Genomic DNA, 20635 nt, shown 5'->3' with positions numbered 1-20635 from the left:
ACCATGTCGAACGTCTTAGTATCACGACAATTTGAAGCGCCCAATGAAGCTGCCTTGCTGGCGCTGGCAAAGCAATTTGCCCAGCACCTATCGCACCCTACAGTGACACACCTGAGGGGTGAGTTGGGTGCTGGAAAAACGACCTTTACTCGCGGTGTTTTGCGGGGTTTGGGTCATCAAGGTGCCGTTAAAAGTCCAACCTATACGCTGGTCGAACCGTACGAACTGGCAGGGTGGCGTTTACACCATTTCGATTTATATCGCCTCGGTGATGCGGAAGAGCTTGAATTCATGGGGATTCGTGAGTATTTTGCGGAAGATACCATCAATTTTATTGAATGGCCGCAACGCGGTCAGGGCGTGCTTCCTGACCCGGACGTGGTCATCGATATTGCATTTAGCGGTGAAGGGCGGGTGGTGACAATGGCCGCCTTGTCCAACGTAGGTAAACAGATAGTACAAAGGTTATGTTAAAACGTTTTTTGTTGCTGCTACTGGTTGCTGTGTCTTGTTCTGCGTTTGCGGACAACCGTATTGAGGGTGTCCGGGTATGGCCGTCGCCGGACAAAACGCGGATCGTTTTTGACCTCAGTGAAGCCCCCGAATTTAGCTATTTTACCTTGTATCAAAAGCACCCATACCGGGTTGTCATTGATTTCCGCAATGCGCAGCTCAAAGCTAAGCTGCAGGGCATTGCGAACGATTCCTTACTGGTAAAGAAGGTCCGTACCAGCACTCCGCAATATGCCGACAGCAGTCGTATTGTTATTGAGTTGGATCAGAAATCCGACCCAGAAATTTTTGCCTTGCCCGCTAACGATACCTATGGCGACCGCTTGGTTGTTGATTTACCCGGTAAGTCGATAGAACGTTCTGGCCCTGCCAAATCTGTGGCACAGTTAAAAGACCGAAAAATTACGGTAGCGGTGGACGCGGGCCATGGTGGTGATGATCCCGGCTCTATCGGCCCGCGGGGGACGTACGAAAAAGGTGTCGTGTTACCCATTGCAAAAGCCTTAGCTGCACTCATTAATAGTGATCCAGGCATGCAGGCATACCTTATTCGCAGTGGGGACTACTATGTTGGACTGGACGAAAGAACGGAAAAAGCACGCGAAGCGAATGCAGACATTTTCGTTTCAGTGCATGCTGATGCGTTTACCTCGCCTGAACCTAGCGGTGCCTCTGTATGGGTGCTGTCAAAACGTCGCGCAGATAGTGAAATCGGTCGATGGCTAGAATCGCGTGAGATCCACTCAGAATTACTGGGTGGGGCGTCGGAGATTTTGGAAGATCGGGAAGCTGAGCCGTACCTAGCTAGAGCGCTGCTTGATATGTCGATGGATAGCTCAATGGCTGGAGGGTATGCGGCAGCAAATGCCGTCATCGGAGAGTTGCGTGAAGTGACTGAGATGCACAAACGCCGTCCTCAGGCAGCTAGCTTGGCGGTATTGAAGTCGCCTGATCGACCGTCGATATTGGTGGAAACGGGATTTATTTCTAATCCGAGAGAAGAGCGTCTGCTGAGCAGTAACGGCCATCAGCAAAAATTGGCACGGGCGATATATCAAGGGATTCGGCGTTACTTTATTGAACATCCCATAGACGGCACGTACTTGGCTAAACAGCAGGACATTCCGTATAAAGTGAAGTCAGGTGATTCTTTGTCCGAGTTAGCAGAGCGTTATGGCACCTCGGTTGCGGCCATTAAAAAGCGTAATAACTTAAAAAGTTCGACGCTATACATTGGGCAAACTTTAGACATTCCGAGTCGTTGATGTCGATTCGCCAATTACCCGTCGAATTAGCCAACCAAATTGCCGCCGGAGAAGTGGTCGAACGGCCAGCCTCGGTGGTCAAAGAGCTGATCGAAAATAGCCTAGATGCTGGCGCGACCGAAATCGTGATTGATATTGAGGCCGGAGGGCGCAAGCGCATTCGTGTCCGCGACAATGGCAGCGGCATTGCAAAAGACGAACTAGCACTGGCTCTGGCGCGCCATGCCACCAGTAAAATTTCTACGCTGGATGACTTAGAAGCGATTTATAGCTTAGGTTTTCGTGGCGAAGCCTTGGCCAGTATGAGTTCGGTGTCGCGTTTAGTATTAACCTCGAAACCTGCGGCGCAACAGCAGGCATGGCAAGCTTGGACTAATGGCCGTGACATGCAAGCCCAAATTGAGCCGGCGGCGCATCCAGATGGAACCACCATCGATATTAGCGATTTATTTTTTAACACACCCGCAAGGCGCAAGTTTTTGCGCACCGACAAGACCGAGTTTGGCCACATTGATGAAATGGTTAAGCGAATAGCCTTAAGTCGTTTTGACGTTAGCTTTCAACTGCGTCACAACCAGCAATTAGTTCGCCAACTGCCGATCGCTAACACGCCCAAACAGCGTCAGCAGCGTTTAGCAAAACTCTGTGGTTCCTTGTTTGCGGAGCAGGCACAAAGGATTAGCGTTGAATCTCAGGGTTATCATCTAGAGGGCTGGTTCGCACCATCGGCGGGTTGTCGACATCAACCCGACGTACAGTACTTTTTTGTGAATGGTCGAATGATGCGCGACAAACTTTTAGCACACGCGCTGCGGCAAGCCTACGAGCCTTGGTTGATAGACGAGAAAGTCCCTACTTATGTGTTATTTTTACGCTTGCCAGCGGAGCAGGTGGACGTCAACGTTCACCCAGCCAAGCATGAAGTGCGTTTTCATCAAGCTCGGCAGGTGCATGATTGGTTGTTACAGCAAGTGCGGCATGGGTTACAAGCGGTTGAACAAGATCCAAGTGCAGCACTGGTTACAGAAGCTGGGCATCACTACCACAGTCACGATAATGACGCCTTACCGGCTACCGCAGATATTCCTAAGCCGCGCTCGCCGCTGCTGCCCAATGCAGCGCCGAGTCGACCGGCTAGCCAAGGGGATTGGCGCCAATTAGTACCGCAGCAAGAGCGGCAACAGGCTGACCACCGCTGGCAGGTATTGCGTGTTATCCAACAGCGTTTTGCACTGCTGATTGACCAGCAAGAGCAATTAGCATACTTGGACCTTTGGCCGCTTTACCGAGATAGCCAGGCGCACAAGCTGCGCCGTTCTGTCGACCATGGCTTAGCCGGGCAACCGCTATTGGTGCCAGTGAAATTGAACGTGGAATTGGCACGAGAATTTACCGCAATTGATCGTTTAGCGATGGAGCGCTTGGGTATTCATGCGCGCCAAGAAGGCCGCTCAGTAGTCATTAGCCATGTACCGCAGATGCTTCGTCGCAGCGACGTGCCTGCAATGATTGCCGATTTAGTCAAGCAATGGCAGCGGCTCAGTAACGACCCAGAACAGCTATGCCAGTGGTTACTACAACGCCAACCGCCGCTTACCATGAGCACCACCGAGGCAGAACAACTGGTGATTGAATGGCAGCAGCAAGGTGCGCCGCAGCAATGGCTACAGCCATTGGCGACTCCGGAGGTTACTGATGCAGCTCACTGATAGGCCGGCAGTGATCTGCTTATATGGTCCAACAGCGGCGGGAAAAACGGAACTTTCTTTGCAACTGGCAGAACAGTTACAAGGCGAAATTATCTCTGTCGATTCAGCACTGGTTTACCAAGGCATGGATATTGGCACGGCGAAGCCCAGTGACGCAGAACAACAACGTGCGCCACATCATCTGATTGACATCTGTGATCCAGCAGAAAGCTATTCCGCTGCAGATTTTCAACGCGATGCACTGCGCTGTGTAGAAGATGTGCTCGCACGTGGTAAACAGCCGATATTGGTGGGTGGCACCATGCTGTATTACAAAGCGTTGTTGGAGGGGTTATCGCAGCTACCACAAGCAGACCCAGAAATACGCGCACAACTGAATCAAGAGATAACGCAAAAAGGTTTAGAGGTATTGCATCAACGCCTACAAGCGCTCGATCCCGTTAGCGCAGAACGTATTCACCAAAATGATCCACAACGCATAACACGGGCGTTGGAGGTGTATATGTTGACGGGGAAAACGCTAACAGCGTTGACTCAACAACGCAGTGGTCAGCTAGCGTATCCGGTGTACCAGTTCGCTATTGCACCACGTCAGCGCGATGTGCTCCACCAACGCATCGCTGAGCGCTTTGACCAAATGCTGGCACAGCCTTTTCAACAAGAAGTCGAAGCACTTTATCAGCGCCCCGACTTACACAGTGAACTCCCGGCCATTCGCAGTGTCGGATACCGACAGATGTGGCAGTATTTAGCTGGCGAATTGGATTATCAACAAATGCGGGAGCGCGGTATCATCGCTACTCGGCAGTTGGCGAAAAGGCAGTTGACGTGGCTGCGCGGTTGGCCAGATGTGACGTGGCTGACGACCGCTGCTAGCGATAATATGGCGATAATATCAGAGCGCTTGCAGCAACCGGGCTATAAATTTTTATAGCGCAAGCGGTTGATTAATAAGAGCCCTGTCCCCAGATCCTTTTTGTCAGCAAAATCGTAGCAATGTCTCTAATTTAGTTGCAAAAATTTTTTGATCGTCTAGGGTGAGAATGATTGGCCTGACCCTACTAACAATGAAAACAAAAAGGAAAACTCCATGGCTAAGGGACAAACACTACAGGACCCCTTCCTAAATGCATTACGACGGGAACGTGTCCCTGTCTCGATTTATTTAGTCAACGGGATTAAGTTGCAAGGGCAGATTGAGTCGTTCGACCAATTTGTCGTTTTGCTGAAAAACACGGTGAGTCAGATGGTATATAAACATGCTATCTCGACGGTTGTACCTGCTCGCATCCCACAAAATTATTTGCCACAAAATGGCGCGCATGGAATGGAAACCGGGGAAGAGTAATTAACCAGTAGGGGAGGTCTTTACAGGTTGTTTGATCGTTATGAAGGCGGTGATACCGCCATTTTGGTTCATGTGGACCTTCCTGCTGAAGTTGATCGAGAAGACCTCTCTGAATTACAGCTCCTAGCGAATTCTGCTGGCGTAGAAACGCTAGCGGTGGTGACCGGCTCGCGTAGCGCGCCGTCACCCAAATACTTTGTCGGTTCCGGCAAGGCAGAAGAAATCGCGTGGCAGGTAAAACAGCACCATGCCGATGTTGTGATTTTTAATCACGCGTTATCCCCAACCCAAGAACGTAACCTCGAAAAAATTTGTGAATGCCGAGTGTTGGACCGCACCGGGCTTATCTTAGATATCTTTGCGCAACGGGCACGAACTCACGAGGGTAAATTGCAGGTTGAGCTCGCCCAGTTACGCCATATCTCCACGCGGCTAGTAAGAGGCTGGACGCACTTAGAACGGCAAAAAGGCGGGATCGGCTTGCGTGGTCCGGGTGAAACCCAGTTGGAAACGGATAGACGCTTAATTAGAGGGCGGATTAAAAATATCTTACGCCGTCTAGAACGTGTGCAGAAGCAGCGCGAACAGGGGCGCCGCGCCCGACGCCGAGCAGAAGTACCGACAGTATCCTTGGTAGGTTATACCAATGCTGGCAAGTCGACATTGTTCAATCGCATGACAGAAGCAAGTGTTTATGCGGCCGACCAATTGTTTGCAACCTTGGATCCAACGCTACGCAAACATTATATTGAGGATGTGGGTGACGTTATCTTTGCTGACACGGTTGGATTTATTCGCCATTTGCCCCATGATCTAGTCGCGGCCTTTAAAGCGACGTTGCAAGAGGTACAAGAGGCCGAATTATTACTGCATGTCGTTGATGTCAGTGACGAACAACAGCAACAAAATATCGAGCAGGTGCAAGAGGTATTAGAGGAAATTGATGCCGATGAAGTACCGCAATTGATGATTTGTAACAAAATTGATTGTGTTGACGATGCAACGGCGCGAATAGACTATGATGATGAGAAGCAGCCGATAAGAGTGTGGGTTTCTGCGCAACATGGCATTGGATTAGCGCTCATCGAGCAAGCAATCCGTGAGCGGCTGGGTCCGCAGATGGTGGAGCTAACCCTAAAATTACCCCCCTCTATGGGCAAACTTCGTGGTACATTGTACCAAATGAATAGTGTCACCGATGAGCACGTAGACGATGCGGGGCAAATAGCCATGCACGTGCGTCTCTCGGCGGTGGATTGGAAACGCCTAGATAAGCAGTTTGATCATTGTCTCAACGACTTGATTGAACCGTCGCCGACAGAACACTAAGAATAATAAATAGCAAATCGATTTCATAAACTTGTTGGAGCAATCAATGGCCTGGAATCAACCGGGGAACGGTCAAAATAATGATCGTGATCCATGGAAAAACCAAGGCGGACGTGATCAAGGTCCCCCAGATATTGACGAAGCCGTTCGCAAATTATTCGCTAAATTAGGTCTTGGCGGTAACGGTAAGCGCGGAAATGGCAGTGGTGGTAATGGTGGCAGCGGAATTCCGTTAAAGGGTATCGGTATTATCGTTATCCTTGCTGTCATTGTCTGGTTTATCGCCGGCTTTTATACCATTCGTGAAGCCGAGCGAGGTGTAGTACTGCGCTTTGGACAATTCGAATCGCTGGTTGAACCTGGCTTACATTGGCGACCTGTATTCGTTGATACCGTAACACCTGTCGACGTTAATAACGTACGTTCTGACCGTACCGACGGCTTCATGCTCACCCAAGATGAGAACGTGGTGATGGTACAGTTGGATGTACAGTACCGTGTTATTGACCCACGCGATTATCTTTATGCAGTAGATAACGCCGATGCCGTATTAGCACGCGCCACAGACAGCGCCCTACGCTATGTTATCGGCCATACCACAATGGATGAAGTTTTGACTACGGGTCGGGAAGAAGTGCGCGCTAAAACGCTGGAAAAGATTGAAGAAATCACAGAGTCCTACAACTTAGGTTTCCAGATTGTTGACGTTAACTTACTGCCAGCACGGCCGCCGGAAGAGGTGAAAGATGCATTCGATGATGCCATTGCCGCACAAGAGGATGAAGAACGCTTCATTCGCGAAGCTGAAGCCTATGCGCGTGAAATAGAACCGCTAGCTCGTGGTCAAGTGCGCCGTATGTTGCAAGAAGCGCAGGCTTATAAAGAGCAAATAACCCTCGAGGCACAAGGTGAAGTGGCACGTTTTGAAGCGTTATTGCCGCAGTACAAAGCCGCGCCGAAAGTGACGCGCGAGCGTATCTATATTGATACCTTGCAAGACCTTTATGCGAAGACACCGAAAGTCTTGGTGGACGTAAAAGGCAGCGACAACATGTTCTACTTGCCGTTGGACAAAATCTTAGAGAAGCAACGTGGGTCTGCACAAGAGAGCAGTGTAATTCCTGATGTTAAAATTCCTACTTCGGGTAACATGACCGGGCAAAATAGCCCCACACCAGAGAATGATACCGGGCGCTCAAGCCGTCGTGGCAACGGGAGGAACCTATGAAAAATTTAATCGGCATTTTAATTGTTGTGCTGGTGGTACTAGGTTTCTCATCGGTTTTCGTGGTGAAAGAGGGCGAACGAGCCATTGTTATACAATTCGGCAAGGTTGAGCGTAATGCAGTCTCCAACGAGACTGTAGTGTTTGGCCCCGGATTGCATTTTAAAATTCCATTGATTGAAAAAGTGAAACGTTTGGATGCTCGTTTGCAAACGTTGGACGGCGACCCTGACCGTTTCGTGACTAGCGAGAAAAAGGATTTGATCGTCGATACCTATGTGATGTGGCGGATCCGAGACTTTGCTAAGTTCTACCTGTCCACTAATGGTGGTAATCTATTACAAGCCGAAGCACTGCTGACGCGACGTATTAATAGCGGCTTGCGCAGCGAATTTGGTAACCGTACGATCACCGATATCGTTTCCGGCGAACGTGACGAGCTCATGCGCGAAGCGCTTATTAAGGGGGCTAAGAGCGCGAGTGAATTAGGTATCGAAGTGGTTGATGTGCGCGTGATGCAGATTAACTTGCCTGATGAGGTCAGCCAGTCAATCTATCGTCGTATGAGGGCTGAGCGGCAAGCGGTGGCGACAGAACATCGTTCAGAGGGTCGTGCGCAGGCGGAGTTCATTCGCGCCGATGTCGATGCCCGTGTCACGGTGATGATTGCGGATGCCAAACGTAAGTCAAGGACTATTCGCGGAGAAGGTGATGCAGAAGCGGCAGAAATTTATGCCAATGCATACAAGAAAGATCCCGAGTTCTTCTCGTTCTTACGCAGTATGCAAGCCTACAGCAAATCATTTAATGGCAATGGTGACATATTAGTGTTAGACGCTAATAGCGACTTTTTCCGCTACTTAAATGACCTTAAAGGCGAAGTTAAATAAGCCTCAGAATCTGACGGTAAAAGGGGTGCTACGGCGCTCCTTTTTATTTTTAATGGATAAATAATGAAAGATTTACGTGCGAATTATCGTGAGTTTTTGCAGCATCACCAAGGGGAGTTGCATTGTGCTCCCCATAGCCACCATTATTGGCCTGACGTGACGCTTGCTGGACACCAGCAATACTGGCTGGACTCCGCAAAGTGGGTAGATGATAAATGGAATGTAGTGTTAGGCGAACGCCTGCGACGCGCACAACAATTACTGTCAGAGTTGGTTAATCATCCTTATCCGGAGCAGTGGGTTTTTGCCAGTAATACTCACGAACTGCTTTATCGTATTCTTAGCTGTTTTGCACCGAGCCAGCCGCTACGAATATTGACCACCGACAGCGAATTTCACAGTTTCCGCCGTCAAGCGCTACGGCTTCAGGAACGCGAAACAGTGACTATCGATCGCGTGGCTTGTGACCCCATTGACAGTTTTCCACAGCGCTGGCAAGAAGCCGTAAAGCGCAGTCACTATGATGTGATTTTTATCAGCCAAGTATTTTTTAACTCAGGTTTTGTCGCGCCGTGGGTTGAACAGTGGCTTGATGAGGTGAGTGACGAGACCGTGGTGGTGATAGATGGCTATCATGGTTGCGGCGCGCTACCCACCGACTTAGCTAATGTTGCTGATCGCATTTTTTATTTAGCAGGTGGGTATAAATATCTGCAGGCGGGTGAGGGTGCCTGTTTTATGTCGGTGCCCAAAGGCACAAAAATGCGACCGGAATACACTGGCTGGTACGCAGATTTTGCTAACCTGGAAAAAGCGCAACAGCAGCGTGTAGAGTACGCCGACAATGGTTTTCGTTTTGCCGGCTCAACCATGGATTACACTGCCATGTATCGGCTGATCGCTGTGTTAGAATGGTGGCAACGCGACGGCATAACCGTGGCAAAACAACACCAGTATATTGAGCAATTACAGCAGGCGTTTTTACAACACATTGACCAGTTACGGCACCCATTGCTGAATCGCGATCATTTGCTGTACCGGCAAAACCAACCGCACGGTCATTTTTTCGCCTTTGAATTTGATACCGAAGAACAAGTACAAGAACTTTCTAAGCGCTTGAAATCACAAAAAGTATTAACCGATCATCGAGGCAAGCGATTACGTTTCGGGTTTGCGCCGTATCAGCGACCTGATGACTATCGTCAAATAAAAGGGTAGAATCGCAACTCGTTTTTTTACGCGGGGTAAAAATGGGCAAAAATGTGGTGATCCTCGGCACTCAATGGGGTGACGAAGGAAAAGGAAAAATCGTTGACTTACTCACGGACAAAGCTAACTGGGTAGTACGCTACCAAGGTGGTCATAATGCTGGACACACGCTTGTCATTAACGGTGAAAAGACTGTATTACACCTCATTCCATCGGGCATTTTGCGCGACAATGTGCGTTGTATTATTGGTAACGGTGTGGTGCTATCTCCGGCAGCATTGTTAGACGAACTTGAGATGTTGGAAGCGCGCAACGTGCCTGTTCGCGAGCGCCTGCTAGTGAGCGAAGCCTGTCCGTTAATTTTGCCTTTCCACATTGCTTTAGACCAAGCGCGTGAAACCGCACGAGGTAAAGAAGCGATCGGTACCACCGGGCGCGGAATTGGTCCAGCCTATGAGGACAAAGTCGCGCGTCGTGGTCTTCGCGTCGGCGATCTGTTCAATGAACAACGCTTTGCCCAAAAACTCAAAGAAGTGGTCGAATATCACAACTTTACCCTGACCCAATATTATAAAGCAGACGCGATTGATTATGATCAAGTGCTGCAGCAGTGCCGCGAATTCGCCAAAATCCTTAAACCAATGATTGCTGACGTACCAACGTTGCTTGATCAAGCACGGAAGAAAGGTGAGCGAGTCATGTTTGAGGGCGCGCAAGGGACGTTGCTCGATATCGACCACGGCACCTACCCCTATGTAACATCATCAAATACAACTGCAGGCGGAGTAGCGACTGGCGCAGGCTTCGGCCCACGTTACATCGACTATGTGTTGGGCATTGTTAAGGCATACACCACTCGAGTGGGGAGTGGTCCGTTCCCGACCGAGCTAGATTGTGATGTCGGCCAACACCTTGGCGAAAAAGGTCATGAGTTTGGCGCCACCACTGGCCGCAAACGCCGTACCGGTTGGCTGGATGCCGTTGCTATGCGTCGTGCCGTGCAGATTAACTCTGTTAGCGGCTTCTGTTTAACCAAGTTAGACGTTCTAGACGGCCTAGATGAACTGAAAATCTGCATCGGCTATCGTCAACAAGACGGCTCTGTGAGCGAGTATCCACCGCTAGCTGCGGAAGACTACGATGTGGTTGAGCCAGTATACGAGACCTTGCCAGGTTGGAAAGGCAGCACGGTAGGTCTAACAGAGCACAGCCAGTTGCCAACCGAAGCGTTAGCGTATATCGCGCGGATTGAAGCGATGACCGGCGTTCCTGTTGATATTATTTCGACCGGACCTGATCGTGCTGAAACCATTGTTTTACGACACCCATTTAACGACTAATAAGGCGCTGGTAAATACCCAAAATTTGGGTAAAATCCCAACGACTGTGTTAAAAAGTAACCAATCAGCACCGAATTAAGAAAAAAATTGGGTTTATCTATTGCATCACCAAAATCGATACAATAGAATGCGCTCCACCTAACCGGGGTGCCGGCATAGCTCAGCTGGTAGAGCAACTGACTTGTAATCAGTAGGTCGGGAGTTCGACTCTCTCTGCCGGCACCAATTTAAAAATTGCAGACGTTTTATTCGGGGAGGGGTTCCCGAGTGGCCAAAGGGATCAGACTGTAAATCTGACGGCTCCGCCTTCGCAGGTTCGAATCCTGCCCCCTCCACCACTGCAATTTTCTCATGGTTTGAGGTGGCCCATAATAATTGGTAAGCGGGTATCGTATAGTGGCTATTACCTCAGCCTTCCAAGCTGATGACGTGGGTTCGATTCCCACTACCCGCTCCAACAAATTCCCAGTGCTGATATAGCTCAGTTGGTAGAGCGCACCCTTGGTAAGGGTGAGGTCGGCGGTTCAAATCCGCCTATCAGCACCATTTCTACGTGTGCTCCCTCAATGATTAGGTAATACCATACATTGCACTGGTGCAATTGCACCGCAAGTTCGTTAGAGAGGCTGCTATGTCTAAAGAAAAATTTGAACGCTCGAAACCGCACGTAAACGTCGGTACAATCGGTCACGTTGACCACGGTAAAACTACGCTGACAGCTGCCATTACTACCGTATTGGCAAAAGTATACGGCGGTGCGGCGAAAGACTTCGCCTCTATTGATAACGCGCCAGAAGAGAAAGAGCGTGGTATCACGATTTCGACGTCACACGTAGAATATGACACCCCAGCACGTCACTACGCGCACGTAGACTGCCCAGGACACGCTGACTATGTTAAAAACATGATCACCGGTGCAGCGCAGATGGACGGCGCGATTTTGGTAGTAGCGGCAACAGACGGCCCAATGCCACAAACGCGTGAGCACATCTTGTTGTCACGTCAGGTAGGCGTACCGTTCATCGTAGTCTTCATGAACAAATGTGACATGGTAGACGACGAAGAGTTGTTGGAATTGGTAGAAATGGAAGTTCGTGAGTTGTTGTCAGAGTACGACTTCCCGGGCGACGACTTGCCAGTTATCCAAGGCTCAGCGTTGAAAGCGTTGGAAGGCGACGAAGAATGGTCGAAGAAGATTGTAGAATTGGCAGATGCGCTAGATTCATACATCCCAGAGCCAGAGCGTGACATCGACAAGCCGTTCATCATGCCAATCGAAGACGTATTCTCGATTTCAGGTCGTGGTACGGTAGTAACCGGTCGTGTAGAGCGCGGAATCGTTAAGACGGGTGACGAGTGTGAAATCGTAGGAATGAAAGAAACTACGAAGACCACCGTAACGGGTGTAGAGATGTTCCGTAAGTTGCTAGACGAAGGTCGTGCAGGTGAGAACATCGGTGCGTTGTTGCGTGGTACGAAGCGTGACGAAGTAGAGCGTGGCCAAGTATTGGCGAAGCCAGGCACAATCACTCCGCACACGAAATTCGAAGCAGAAGTCTACGTATTGACCAAAGAAGAAGGTGGCCGTCACACGCCATTCTTTAAAGGCTATCGTCCACAGTTCTACTTCCGTACAACAGACGTAACGGGCGCAGTAGAATTGCCAGAAGGCGTAGAAATGGTCATGCCAGGTGACAACTTGAAATTTGTTGTAGACCTGATTGCTCCAATCGCGATGGACGAAGGTTTACGCTTCGCGATTCGTGAAGGTGGCCGTACAGTAGGTGCAGGTGTTGTGTCTAAAATCTTAGACTAAGCACTTACGCTAAGTACTGAAGAAGCCCGCTTAACCGCGGGCTTTTTTATACCCCGAGCGCTGCAATGGACACGGTTAACGAACGCGCTTGCGTCGAGTTTTGTTATCGGTATAATATCGCGTCCATTCCATCGCCTCTTAAACTCCCCTTAAATGAAAGTTTAACTAGGTTGTTGGATTGCAGGGGTGTAGTTCCAATTGGTAGAACAGCGGTCTCCAAAACCGACGGTTGGGGGTTCGAATCCCTCCACCCCTGCCAGTTTATTTATGGGAAGAGTGAATACGTCGTAACGTAGGACGAATAGAATGAGTGCAAACACAGAGACGCGGAGCAGTTCCCTGGATTGGTTCAAATGGATTCTGGTGATCATCCTGCTTGCCGCAGCCGTTGGCGGTAATCATTATTATGCAGAGCAATATTCGGTATTAGTACGCGCAGTTGGCGTGGTGGTTTTGGTTGGTATTGCTGCATTTTTGGCGGCTTTCACCGGTAAGGGACAGAAGTTTCTTAGTTTTGCCAAGGAGAGTCGCACTGAAGTTCGTAAAGTGGTGTGGCCGACGCGCCAAGAGAGCACCCAGACAACCTTAATCGTTGTTGTAGCAACGGTTATCATGTCGTTGATCTTGTGGGGGCTTGATGCGGTGCTGGTACGTATCGTTGGCTTTATCACCGGGCTGGAGTTTTAATCATGAGTGATAAAAAACGTTGGTACGTCGTTCAAGCATTTTCGGGGTTTGAAGCTCGTGTTGCTCAATCGCTGAAAGAATACATCAAAATGCACGGCATGGAAGATAAGTTCGGCCAAATTTTGGTTCCGACCGAAGAAGTCGTAGAAATGCGTGCTGGTCAGCGTCGCAAAAGTGAGCGCAAATTCTTCCCTGGCTATGTGCTAGTGGAAATGGCTATGGACGATGAAACGTGGCACTTGATCAAAAGTGTGCCGCGAGTTTTGGGTTTCATCGGTGGCACCAGCGACCGTCCAACGCCGATCACTCAGAAAGAAGCTGACGCTATCTTAAACCGTCTGCAAGAAAGCACTGATAAGCCACGTCCGAAAACATTGTTCGAACCAGGTGAAGTGGTGCGGGTTAACGATGGTCCGTTTGCGGACTTTAACGGCACGGTCGAAGAAGTGGATTATGAAAAAAGTCGCGTGACAGTCTCGGTATCAATATTCGGTCGGGCGACACCAGTAGAATTGGAATTCGGTCAGGTAGAAAAAGCCTGATCAAAAATCGTCCAATAGCTATTGATCGAAGACGCGAATTCTTCTATAATTCGCGTCCTTTTTATTACGGGGAGCTGTTTGAGTAAGTTCACTCTGAGGACTTACGAGGCGTTAAACCCACAACAGAGGAAACTATCATGGCGAAGAAAGTCTCTGCCATCATCAAATTGCAGGTAGCTGCTGGTTCAGCTAACCCGTCTCCACCTGTTGGTCCTGCGTTGGGTCAGCACGGTGTGAACATCATGGAATTCTGTAAGGCGTTCAACGCGCAAACTGACAGCCTAGAAAAAGGCGCGCCAGTACCGGTTGAAATCACTGTCTTTGAAGACCGCTCGTTCACGTTCATCACTAAAACTCCTCCTGCCTCTTTCTTGTTGAAGAAAGCCGCGGGTATCAAGAGTGGTTCTGGTCGCCCTAACACTGAAAAAGTGGGTACGGTGACGCGTGCGCAATTAGAAGAAATTGCGAAAGTGAAAGAACCTGACCTGACTGCCGCCAGTTTGGACGCAGCAGTAAATACCATCGCCGGCTCTGCTCGTGCGATGGGCTTGAACGTGGAGGGCTAAGCAATGGCTAAATTATCAAAACGTGCACGCCTTATCCGCGAGAAAGTTGAAGCGCGGGATTACGAAGTCAACGAAGCGTTGGCATTATTGAAAGAATTAGCGACTGCGAAGTTCACCGAGAGTGTTGACGTGTCTGTTAACCTTGGTATCGACGCACGTAAATCTGACCAAAACGTTCGTGGTGCAACCGTACTACCAAACGGTACCGGTCGTGACGTTCGCGTTGCTGTGTTCACCGCTGGTGACAACGCTGAAAAAGCGAAAGCCGCGGGCGCTGACGTAGTTGGTATGGAAGATTTGGCAGAAAAAGTGAAGAAAGGCGAGATGGACTTTGACGTTGTCGTCGCTTCACCTGACGCAATGCGCGTAGTCGGTCAGTTGGGTCAAATTTTAGGTCCACGTGGCCTTATGCCAAACCCTAAAACAGGTACGGTCACTCCGGACGTTGCTACCGCGGTTAAAAACGCGAAGGCGGGTCAGGTTCGCTACCGTAACGACAAAAACGGCATCATCCACGCGACCATCGGTCGAGTAGATTTTGACAACGACAAGTTGAAAGAGAACTTGGAAGCGTTGTTGGCCGCGCTGAAGAAAGCTAAGCCTTCATCAGCGAAAGGTGTATATATCAAACGCATCAGCTTATCGACTACGATGGGTGCTGGTGTAAGTATCGACCAAGGCTCTATCGCTTCGGCGTAAAACTTGGTAGTAAAGGTTTTCGGGTTGGAGTTGCCGCGAAACTAGCAAAACTAGTCTCGTATTGCTCCCATCCAAGACCGCAGGTGTACCGCAGTAAGCTTTATCGCAAAGTTGTGGCACTTAATGTCCTGCGCAGATGGTGATATCCAGCTCAGACTCTCTGGGTAGAGAATCACCGTGACAACGCGGTGGGTTCGTTTGGCCCACCTAATTGTAACGAGGGACTTCGGTCCCAAATTGAAAACGAGGTGATATCAGTGGCAATTGGTTTAGCCGGAAAGAAAGCCATCGTTAAGGAAGTTAACGAAGTTGCTTCAAATGCGCTAGCCGTCACCGTTGCTGAATATCGAGGCATCGAAGTAGCCGATATGACTGCGTTGCGTCGTAAAGCTCGTGAACAAGGTGTGTTTGTTAAAGTAGTACGTAACACCCTTGCTAAACGCGCTTTCGAAGGCACAAAGTTTGACAGCATGTCTGATGCCCTGAAAGGTCCGTTAATTTACGGTTTTTCTTTGGACGCACCTGGCGCTTCTGCGCGGTTGTTCAAAGAGTTCGGTAAAGAAAACAAGAACCTTCAGGTTACAGCACTGTCGCTCGGTAATGGCTTAATGGGTCCAGATAAACTGGACGCAGTAGCTTCACTTCCGACTCGTGATGAAGCATTGGCGAAATTGTTGGCCACCTTCAAAGCACCTGTTAGCAAGTTCGTTCGTACAGTTAACGAAGTTCCTGCTAAATTTGTGCGTACGTTGGCAGCAATTAAAGACGCTAAATAAGACGTTGGTTTTTGACCATTTTTTTGTAATTATCAACCCAGGAGTTTAGAGTAATGGCTCTGACTAAAGAAGATATCTTGAACGCGATCGCTGAAATGCCAGTAATGGATCTGGTTGAATTGATCGAAGCAGCTGAAGAGAAATTCGGTGTTGACGCATCTGCTGCTGTTGCAGTAGCAGCGGGTCCTGCAGCAGGCGGCGACGCTGGTGCAGCTGAAGAGAAAACTGAATTTGACGTAATGCTGAAGTCTGCTGGTGGCAACAAAGTTGCTGCTATCAAAGCAGTTCGTGGCGCAACTGGCCTTGGCTTGAAAGAAGCTAAAGCAATGGTTGAATCAGCGCCAGTAGCTGTTAAAGAAGGCGTAAGCAAAGACGAAGCTGAAGAGCTGAAAAAGCAGCTTGAAGAAGCTGGTGCGGAAGTTGAAGTTAAGTAATTCAACTTTGGTACGACATACGGCCTTTTAGGCCTCAGGCTGGTGACGTAAAAGTCACCAGCCTTTTTGCGCTGTAGAGCTTGTAGCATTTTTCGCCTGTTGTTGGGATACAAGCGCGCAAGAACAACAACGGCATCGACAGAATGCAATCCGCATCTGTTAATAACCATCATTAGCGGATGGTTAGGGTCATCAATCAGCTAGCTGAGGAACCCCATGGCGTACTCCTACTCTGAGAAAAAACGTATCCGTAAGGACTTTGGCAAACGTCCACACGTGCTTGAAGTGCCTTACTTGCTGTCTATACAGCTTGATTCATTTAAAAAATTTGTTGAAGCCGATCCTGACGGTAACTATGGTTTGGAAGCGGCTTTCCGTTCGGTATTCCCGATTGCCAGCTATTCCGGTAATTCGGAATTGCAGTACGTCAGTTACCAACTCGGTGAACCGGCGTTTGACGTTAACGAATGTCAAATCCGTGGCATCACGTACTCTGCTCCGCTGCGGGTAAAACTGCGTTTAGTGTTATTTGACAAAGAAGCTGCGGCTGGCACTGTCAAAGACATTAAAGAGCAAGAAGTTTACATGGGTGAAATTCCACTCATGACCGAGAATGGTACCTTTGTTATCAACGGTACTGAACGAGTGATTGTGTCTCAGCTTCACCGTTCACCAGGTGTGTTCTTTGACCACGACCGCGGTAAAACGCATTCTTCGGGCAAAGTACTTTATAACGCTCGCGTTATTCCATACCGTGGTTCTTGGCTGGATTTTGAATTCGACCCGAAAGACAACGTATTCGTACGTATCGACCGCCGTCGTAAATTACCGGCGTCGATCATTCTGCGCGCGTTAGATTTCAGCACTGAGCAAATCTTGGAAATGTTCTTCGAAACCACTTACTTTGAAGTGAAGAAGAACAAAGTCATGATGCAGCTAGTGCCTGAGCGCTTGCGCGGCGAAACGGCGAAATTTGATATTGCTTCTCCAGAGGGTGAAGTGATTGTCGAAAAAGGCCGCCGTATCACTGCTCGTCACATCAAACAGCTTGAGAAGCTGGGTGTGGACGAAATGGAAGTGCCTATTGAATACATGGTCGGCAAAGTCCTTGCGAAAGACTATGTCGAGAAAAAGACTGGCGAAGTGGTTGCTGCTGCCAACGACGAGTTGACGCTTGAATTAATCGCGAAACTTCGTGAAGCAGGCCACAAACGCTTTGAAACCTTGTTCGTGAACGATCTTGACCATGGTCCTTACATTAGTGAAACCATGCGAATTGACCCGTCAAGCAACCGTATCGAAGCATTGGTCGAAATTTATCGCATGATGCGTCCAGGTGAACCACCAACGCGGGAAGCGGCAGAAGCATTGTTTGAGAATTTGTTCTTCAGCGATGACCGCTATGACCTGTCAACGGTAGGCCGGATGAAGTTTAATCGTCGTTTAGGTCGTGATGATCTAACCGGTGACGGCACTTTATCGCCAGACGATATCGTCGACGTTATGCGCAAGCTTATCGAGATCCGTAATGGTCTTGACGAAGTGGATGATATTGACCACTTGGGTAACCGTCGTATCCGCTCTGTCGGTGAGATGGCGGAAAACCAATTCCGTGTCGGCTTAGTGCGTGTAGAACGTGCCGTGAAGGAGCGTTTGTCACTGGGTGACTTAGACGCCATCATGCCGCAAGACTTGATCAACGCTAAACCGATTAGTGCTGCGGTGAAAGAGTTCTTCGGTTCAAGCCAGTTGTCACAGTTTATGGACCAGAACAACCCGTTGTCTGAGGTGACGCACAAACGTCGTATTTCAGCGTTAGGTCCAGGTGGTTTGACGCGTGAACGTGCTGGCTTCGAAGTGCGTGACGTACACCCAACGCACTACGGTCGTGTGTGTCCAATCGAGACGCCGGAAGGTCCAAACATCGGCCTTATCAACTCATTGTCTACGTTTGCGCGTACCAACGAGTATGGCTTCTTAGAAACACCTTATCGCCGTATCGAAAACGGTGAAGTGACTGATGACGTCGATTATTTGTCAGCGATTGAAGAAGGCAAATATGTTATCGCTCAGGCCAACGTTAAGCTGAACGAAAAAGGCCAGCTGGTCGATGACCTAGTGCCTTGTCGTCATAAAAACGAATTTACCCTGATGACCAAAGATCAGGTGCAATATATGGACGTTGCACCGCAACAGATCGTGTCAATTGCCGCAAGTTTGATTCCATTCTTGGAACACGACGATGCTAACCGTGCCTTGATGGGCTCGAACATGCAGCGTCAGGCGGTGCCAACATTGCGTGCTGATAAGCCGTTAGTGGGTACTGGCATCGAACGCACGGTAGCGGTTGACTCTGGGGTAACGGTTGTAGCGAAGCGTGGCGGTGTCGTCGATTATGTCGACGCGGCACGTATCGTGGTAAAAGTGAATGAAGAAGAGATGATCCCTGGCGAAGCCGGTATCGACATCTACAACTTGACCAAATATACCCGTTCTAACCAGAACACCTGCATTAACCAAAAGCCAACGGTTAATCCTGGTGAACCAGTAATGTTGGGTGACGTGCTAGCCGACGGTCCTTCGACCGACTTAGGTGAGTTAGCACTAGGTCAAAACATGCGCGTGGCGTTCATGCCGTGGAACGGTTACAACTTCGAGGATTCGATCTTAATCTCGGAGCGTGTGGTGCAAGAAGACCGCATGACGACCATCCACATTCAAGAACTGAACTGTGTTGCGCGTGATACCAAACTGGGTCCAGAAGAAATCACTGCAGACATCCCGAATGTGGGTGAGTCAGCATTGGGTAAATTGGACGATGCAGGCGTGGTCTATATCGGCGCTGAAGTTAATGGTGGCGATATCCTTGTTGGCAAAGTAACGCCAAAAGGCGAAACCCAACTGACGCCGGAAGAAAAACTACTGCGTGCCATCTTTGGTGAGAAAGCCTCTGACGTTAAAGACAGTTCGCTGCGTGTGCCAAACGGCGTAAGCGGCACGATTATTGACGTACAGGTATTCACTCGTGACGGCGTAGAGAAAGACAAGCGCGCCATTGCGATTGAAGAGATGCAAGTAGCGAAGGCGAAAAAAGATCTTACTGACGAATTTAAGATCCTTGAAGAGGGTATCTTTAGCCGTGCGCGCAACTTGTTGTTAGCGAATGGTTTCGATGAAGCCAAATTAGCTAGCCTTGAGCGCAGCAAGTGGTTGACGCAAAACTTAGGTGACGAATCTGCGCAGCAACAGCTAGAGCAGATCGCCGAACAGTACGACGAAATTCGTGCCGACTTTGACAACAAATTCGAAACTAAACGTCGCAAGATCACTCAAGGTGATGACTTAGCGCCGGGTGTATTGAAGATTGTTAAAGTTTACTTGGCCGTTCGCCGTCGCATTCAACCCGGTGATAAGTTGGCCGGTCGTCACGGGAACAAAGGTGTTATTTCCACCATCGTTCCTGTAGAAGACATGCCGCATGACGATGAAGGTAATCCAGTTGACTTGGTATTGAACCCGCTGGGTGTACCGTCACGGATGAACATCGGTCAGATCCTTGAAACACACTTGGGTATGGCTGCTCGTGGTATCGGTCGTAAGATTGAGAAAATGCTTGTGCAACAACGTAAAGTCGCTGAACTGCGCGAGTTCTTGCAGAAAGTTTATGATCTGGGTGAAAGCCGCCAAGAAGTCAACATCGACGAATTCAGCGATGAAGAAGTGATGCGCTTGGCAGAAAACCTGAAAGCTGGCTTACCAACAGCAACGCCTGTTTTTGATGGTGCGCGTGAAGAAGAAATTAAAGCACTATTAAACTTGGGTGACTTGCCAGAGTCAGGGCAGATCAAACTGTTTGACGGACGTACCGGTGAGAAATTTGAGCGTGATGTGACCGTGGGTTACATGTACATGTTGAAACTTAACCACTTGGTTGATGACAAGATGCACGCCCGTTCAACCGGTTCTTATAGCTTGGTAACTCAGCAACCGTTGGGTGGTAAAGCCCAGTTCGGTGGTCAGCGCTTCGGTGAGATGGAAGTCTGGGCACTGGAAGCATACGGTGCAGCTTATACCTTGCAAGAAATGTTAACGGTGAAATCGGACGACGTTAATGGTCGGACGAAGATGTACAAAAACATCGTTGATAACGATCTGCAAATGGATGCCGGTATGCCGGAATCTTTCAACGTATTGCTGAAAGAAATCCGTTCACTGGGTATCAATATTGAGCTGGAACAGAGCTAGTAAGACCGTTACCAGAGAATTTTGGGGAGCCTCGGCTCCCCT

Annotated in this window: 18 protein-coding genes and 5 tRNA genes; all 23 read left to right on the top strand. The window is 49.3% G+C overall.

Annotated elements, in window-relative coordinates; all coding sequences use genetic code 11:
- Positions 1-3: 3 nt before the first annotated feature.
- The 23 genes from tsaE to rpoB all read left to right on the top strand — a co-directional run bounded on the left by tsaE (position 4) and on the right by rpoB (position 20593).
- On the top strand, positions 4-474 hold the full coding sequence (gene tsaE, locus CWI84_RS07780) for a tRNA (adenosine(37)-N6)-threonylcarbamoyltransferase complex ATPase subunit type 1 TsaE (protein ID WP_126842022.1): 471 nt from the start codon (positions 4-6) through the stop codon (positions 472-474).
- Positions 468-1778, top strand: a complete 1311-nt coding sequence (locus CWI84_RS07775) for an N-acetylmuramoyl-L-alanine amidase (protein ID WP_126842021.1) — start codon at positions 468-470, stop codon at positions 1776-1778. The genes tsaE and CWI84_RS07775 overlap by 7 nt, the downstream gene beginning before the upstream one ends.
- Complete coding sequence (gene mutL, locus CWI84_RS07770; RefSeq protein ID WP_126842020.1) at positions 1778-3487, top strand: DNA mismatch repair endonuclease MutL; 1710 nt, start codon at positions 1778-1780, stop codon at positions 3485-3487. Before CWI84_RS07775 ends, mutL begins: the two co-directional genes overlap by 1 nt.
- A complete protein-coding gene (miaA, locus tag CWI84_RS07765) occupies positions 3474-4421 on the top strand; it encodes a tRNA (adenosine(37)-N6)-dimethylallyltransferase MiaA (RefSeq protein WP_126842019.1) in 948 nt (315 codons plus the stop codon). The genes mutL and miaA overlap by 14 nt, the downstream gene beginning before the upstream one ends.
- A 156-nt stretch (positions 4422-4577) precedes the next feature.
- Complete coding sequence (hfq, locus tag CWI84_RS07760) at positions 4578-4835, top strand: RNA chaperone Hfq (RefSeq protein ID WP_126842018.1); 258 nt, start codon at positions 4578-4580, stop codon at positions 4833-4835.
- Between the two features lie 27 nt (positions 4836-4862).
- The gene (gene hflX / locus CWI84_RS07755; protein ID WP_126842017.1) at positions 4863-6164 is read left to right on the top strand and encodes a ribosome rescue GTPase HflX; all 1302 of its coding nucleotides are present in this window, start codon (positions 4863-4865) and stop codon (positions 6162-6164) included.
- A gap of 46 nt (positions 6165-6210) precedes the next feature.
- Complete coding sequence (gene hflK / locus CWI84_RS07750; protein ID WP_126842016.1) at positions 6211-7392, top strand: FtsH protease activity modulator HflK; 1182 nt, start codon at positions 6211-6213, stop codon at positions 7390-7392.
- Positions 7389-8279 carry a protease modulator HflC gene (gene hflC / locus CWI84_RS07745; protein ID WP_126842015.1) on the top strand — a complete coding sequence of 297 codons (891 nt, stop codon included), beginning with the start codon at positions 7389-7391 and terminating at the stop codon, positions 8277-8279. Before hflK ends, hflC begins: the two co-directional genes overlap by 4 nt.
- 63 nt (positions 8280-8342) lie before the next feature.
- The gene (locus tag CWI84_RS07740) at positions 8343-9497 is read left to right on the top strand and encodes an aminotransferase class V-fold PLP-dependent enzyme (protein ID WP_126842014.1); all 1155 of its coding nucleotides are present in this window, start codon (positions 8343-8345) and stop codon (positions 9495-9497) included.
- Positions 9498-9529: 32 nt separating this feature from the next.
- Positions 9530-10828 carry an adenylosuccinate synthase gene (locus CWI84_RS07735; RefSeq protein ID WP_126842013.1) on the top strand — a complete coding sequence of 433 codons (1299 nt, stop codon included), beginning with the start codon at positions 9530-9532 and terminating at the stop codon, positions 10826-10828.
- A 149-nt stretch (positions 10829-10977) separates the two neighbouring features.
- Positions 10978-11053, top strand: a tRNA-Thr gene (locus CWI84_RS07730).
- A gap of 28 nt (positions 11054-11081) precedes the next feature.
- A tRNA-Tyr gene (locus tag CWI84_RS07725) sits at positions 11082-11166 on the top strand.
- A gap of 44 nt (positions 11167-11210) precedes the next feature.
- Positions 11211-11285 (top strand) — tRNA-Gly (locus tag CWI84_RS07720).
- Positions 11286-11298: 13 nt separating this feature from the next.
- Positions 11299-11374: transfer RNA gene (locus tag CWI84_RS07715), tRNA-Thr, on the top strand.
- 85 nt (positions 11375-11459) lie between these two features.
- Positions 11460-12644, top strand: coding sequence for an elongation factor Tu (gene tuf, locus CWI84_RS07710; protein WP_126842001.1), 1185 nt, complete (start codon positions 11460-11462; stop codon positions 12642-12644).
- 182 nt (positions 12645-12826) lie between these two features.
- Positions 12827-12903 (top strand) — tRNA-Trp (locus tag CWI84_RS07705).
- A gap of 47 nt (positions 12904-12950) precedes the next feature.
- Positions 12951-13331: a preprotein translocase subunit SecE gene (gene secE / locus CWI84_RS07700; RefSeq protein ID WP_126842012.1), complete on the top strand. Its 381-nt coding sequence runs from the start codon at positions 12951-12953 to the stop codon at positions 13329-13331.
- Positions 13332-13333: 2 nt separating this feature from the next.
- Positions 13334-13873 (top strand): transcription termination/antitermination protein NusG, encoded by a 540-nt coding sequence (nusG, locus tag CWI84_RS07695; protein WP_126842011.1) that lies wholly within the window; start codon positions 13334-13336, stop codon positions 13871-13873.
- Between the two features lie 137 nt (positions 13874-14010).
- On the top strand, positions 14011-14439 hold the full coding sequence (rplK, locus tag CWI84_RS07690; protein ID WP_126842010.1) for a 50S ribosomal protein L11: 429 nt from the start codon (positions 14011-14013) through the stop codon (positions 14437-14439).
- A gap of 3 nt (positions 14440-14442) precedes the next feature.
- Entirely contained in the window at positions 14443-15138 is a 696-nt protein-coding gene (gene rplA / locus CWI84_RS07685; RefSeq protein ID WP_126842009.1) for a 50S ribosomal protein L1, read from the top strand.
- A gap of 257 nt (positions 15139-15395) precedes the next feature.
- The gene (gene rplJ, locus CWI84_RS07680; protein ID WP_126842008.1) at positions 15396-15914 is read left to right on the top strand and encodes a 50S ribosomal protein L10; all 519 of its coding nucleotides are present in this window, start codon (positions 15396-15398) and stop codon (positions 15912-15914) included.
- 53 nt (positions 15915-15967) lie between these two features.
- Positions 15968-16348: a 50S ribosomal protein L7/L12 gene (gene rplL, locus CWI84_RS07675; protein ID WP_126842007.1), complete on the top strand. Its 381-nt coding sequence runs from the start codon at positions 15968-15970 to the stop codon at positions 16346-16348.
- Positions 16349-16564: 216 nt separating this feature from the next.
- Positions 16565-20593 (top strand): DNA-directed RNA polymerase subunit beta, encoded by a 4029-nt coding sequence (gene rpoB, locus CWI84_RS07670; protein WP_126842006.1) that lies wholly within the window; start codon positions 16565-16567, stop codon positions 20591-20593.
- The last annotated feature ends 42 nt before the right edge of the window (positions 20594-20635 follow it).

This window comes from Idiomarina tyrosinivorans (assembly GCF_003987475.1).
Taxonomy (GTDB): domain Bacteria; phylum Pseudomonadota; class Gammaproteobacteria; order Enterobacterales; family Alteromonadaceae; genus Idiomarina; species Idiomarina tyrosinivorans.
Note: the sequence above shows the minus strand (reverse complement) of the source record. Positions and strands in the feature narration are given on the sequence as shown.

What these genes read in the sequence shown, in the direction of transcription:
- tsaE (WP_126842022.1), top strand. Translation starts at nt 4, where the DNA reads ATGTCGAACGTCTTAGTATCACGACAATTTGAAGCGCCCAATGAAGCT.
- CWI84_RS07775 (WP_126842021.1), top strand. Translation starts at nt 468, where the DNA reads ATGTTAAAACGTTTTTTGTTGCTGCTACTGGTTGCTGTGTCTTGTTCT.
- mutL (WP_126842020.1), top strand. Translation starts at nt 1,778, where the DNA reads ATGTCGATTCGCCAATTACCCGTCGAATTAGCCAACCAAATTGCCGCC.
- miaA (WP_126842019.1), top strand. Translation starts at nt 3,474, where the DNA reads ATGCAGCTCACTGATAGGCCGGCAGTGATCTGCTTATATGGTCCAACA.
- hfq (WP_126842018.1), top strand. Translation starts at nt 4,578, where the DNA reads ATGGCTAAGGGACAAACACTACAGGACCCCTTCCTAAATGCATTACGA.
- hflK (WP_126842016.1), top strand. Translation starts at nt 6,211, where the DNA reads ATGGCCTGGAATCAACCGGGGAACGGTCAAAATAATGATCGTGATCCA.
- hflC (WP_126842015.1), top strand. Translation starts at nt 7,389, where the DNA reads ATGAAAAATTTAATCGGCATTTTAATTGTTGTGCTGGTGGTACTAGGT.
- CWI84_RS07740 (WP_126842014.1), top strand. Translation starts at nt 8,343, where the DNA reads ATGAAAGATTTACGTGCGAATTATCGTGAGTTTTTGCAGCATCACCAA.
- CWI84_RS07735 (WP_126842013.1), top strand. Translation starts at nt 9,530, where the DNA reads ATGGGCAAAAATGTGGTGATCCTCGGCACTCAATGGGGTGACGAAGGA.
- tuf (WP_126842001.1), top strand. Translation starts at nt 11,460, where the DNA reads ATGTCTAAAGAAAAATTTGAACGCTCGAAACCGCACGTAAACGTCGGT.
- secE (WP_126842012.1), top strand. Translation starts at nt 12,951, where the DNA reads ATGAGTGCAAACACAGAGACGCGGAGCAGTTCCCTGGATTGGTTCAAA.
- nusG (WP_126842011.1), top strand. Translation starts at nt 13,334, where the DNA reads ATGAGTGATAAAAAACGTTGGTACGTCGTTCAAGCATTTTCGGGGTTT.
- rplK (WP_126842010.1), top strand. Translation starts at nt 14,011, where the DNA reads ATGGCGAAGAAAGTCTCTGCCATCATCAAATTGCAGGTAGCTGCTGGT.
- rplA (WP_126842009.1), top strand. Translation starts at nt 14,443, where the DNA reads ATGGCTAAATTATCAAAACGTGCACGCCTTATCCGCGAGAAAGTTGAA.
- rplL (WP_126842007.1), top strand. Translation starts at nt 15,968, where the DNA reads ATGGCTCTGACTAAAGAAGATATCTTGAACGCGATCGCTGAAATGCCA.
- rpoB (WP_126842006.1), top strand. Translation starts at nt 16,565, where the DNA reads ATGGCGTACTCCTACTCTGAGAAAAAACGTATCCGTAAGGACTTTGGC.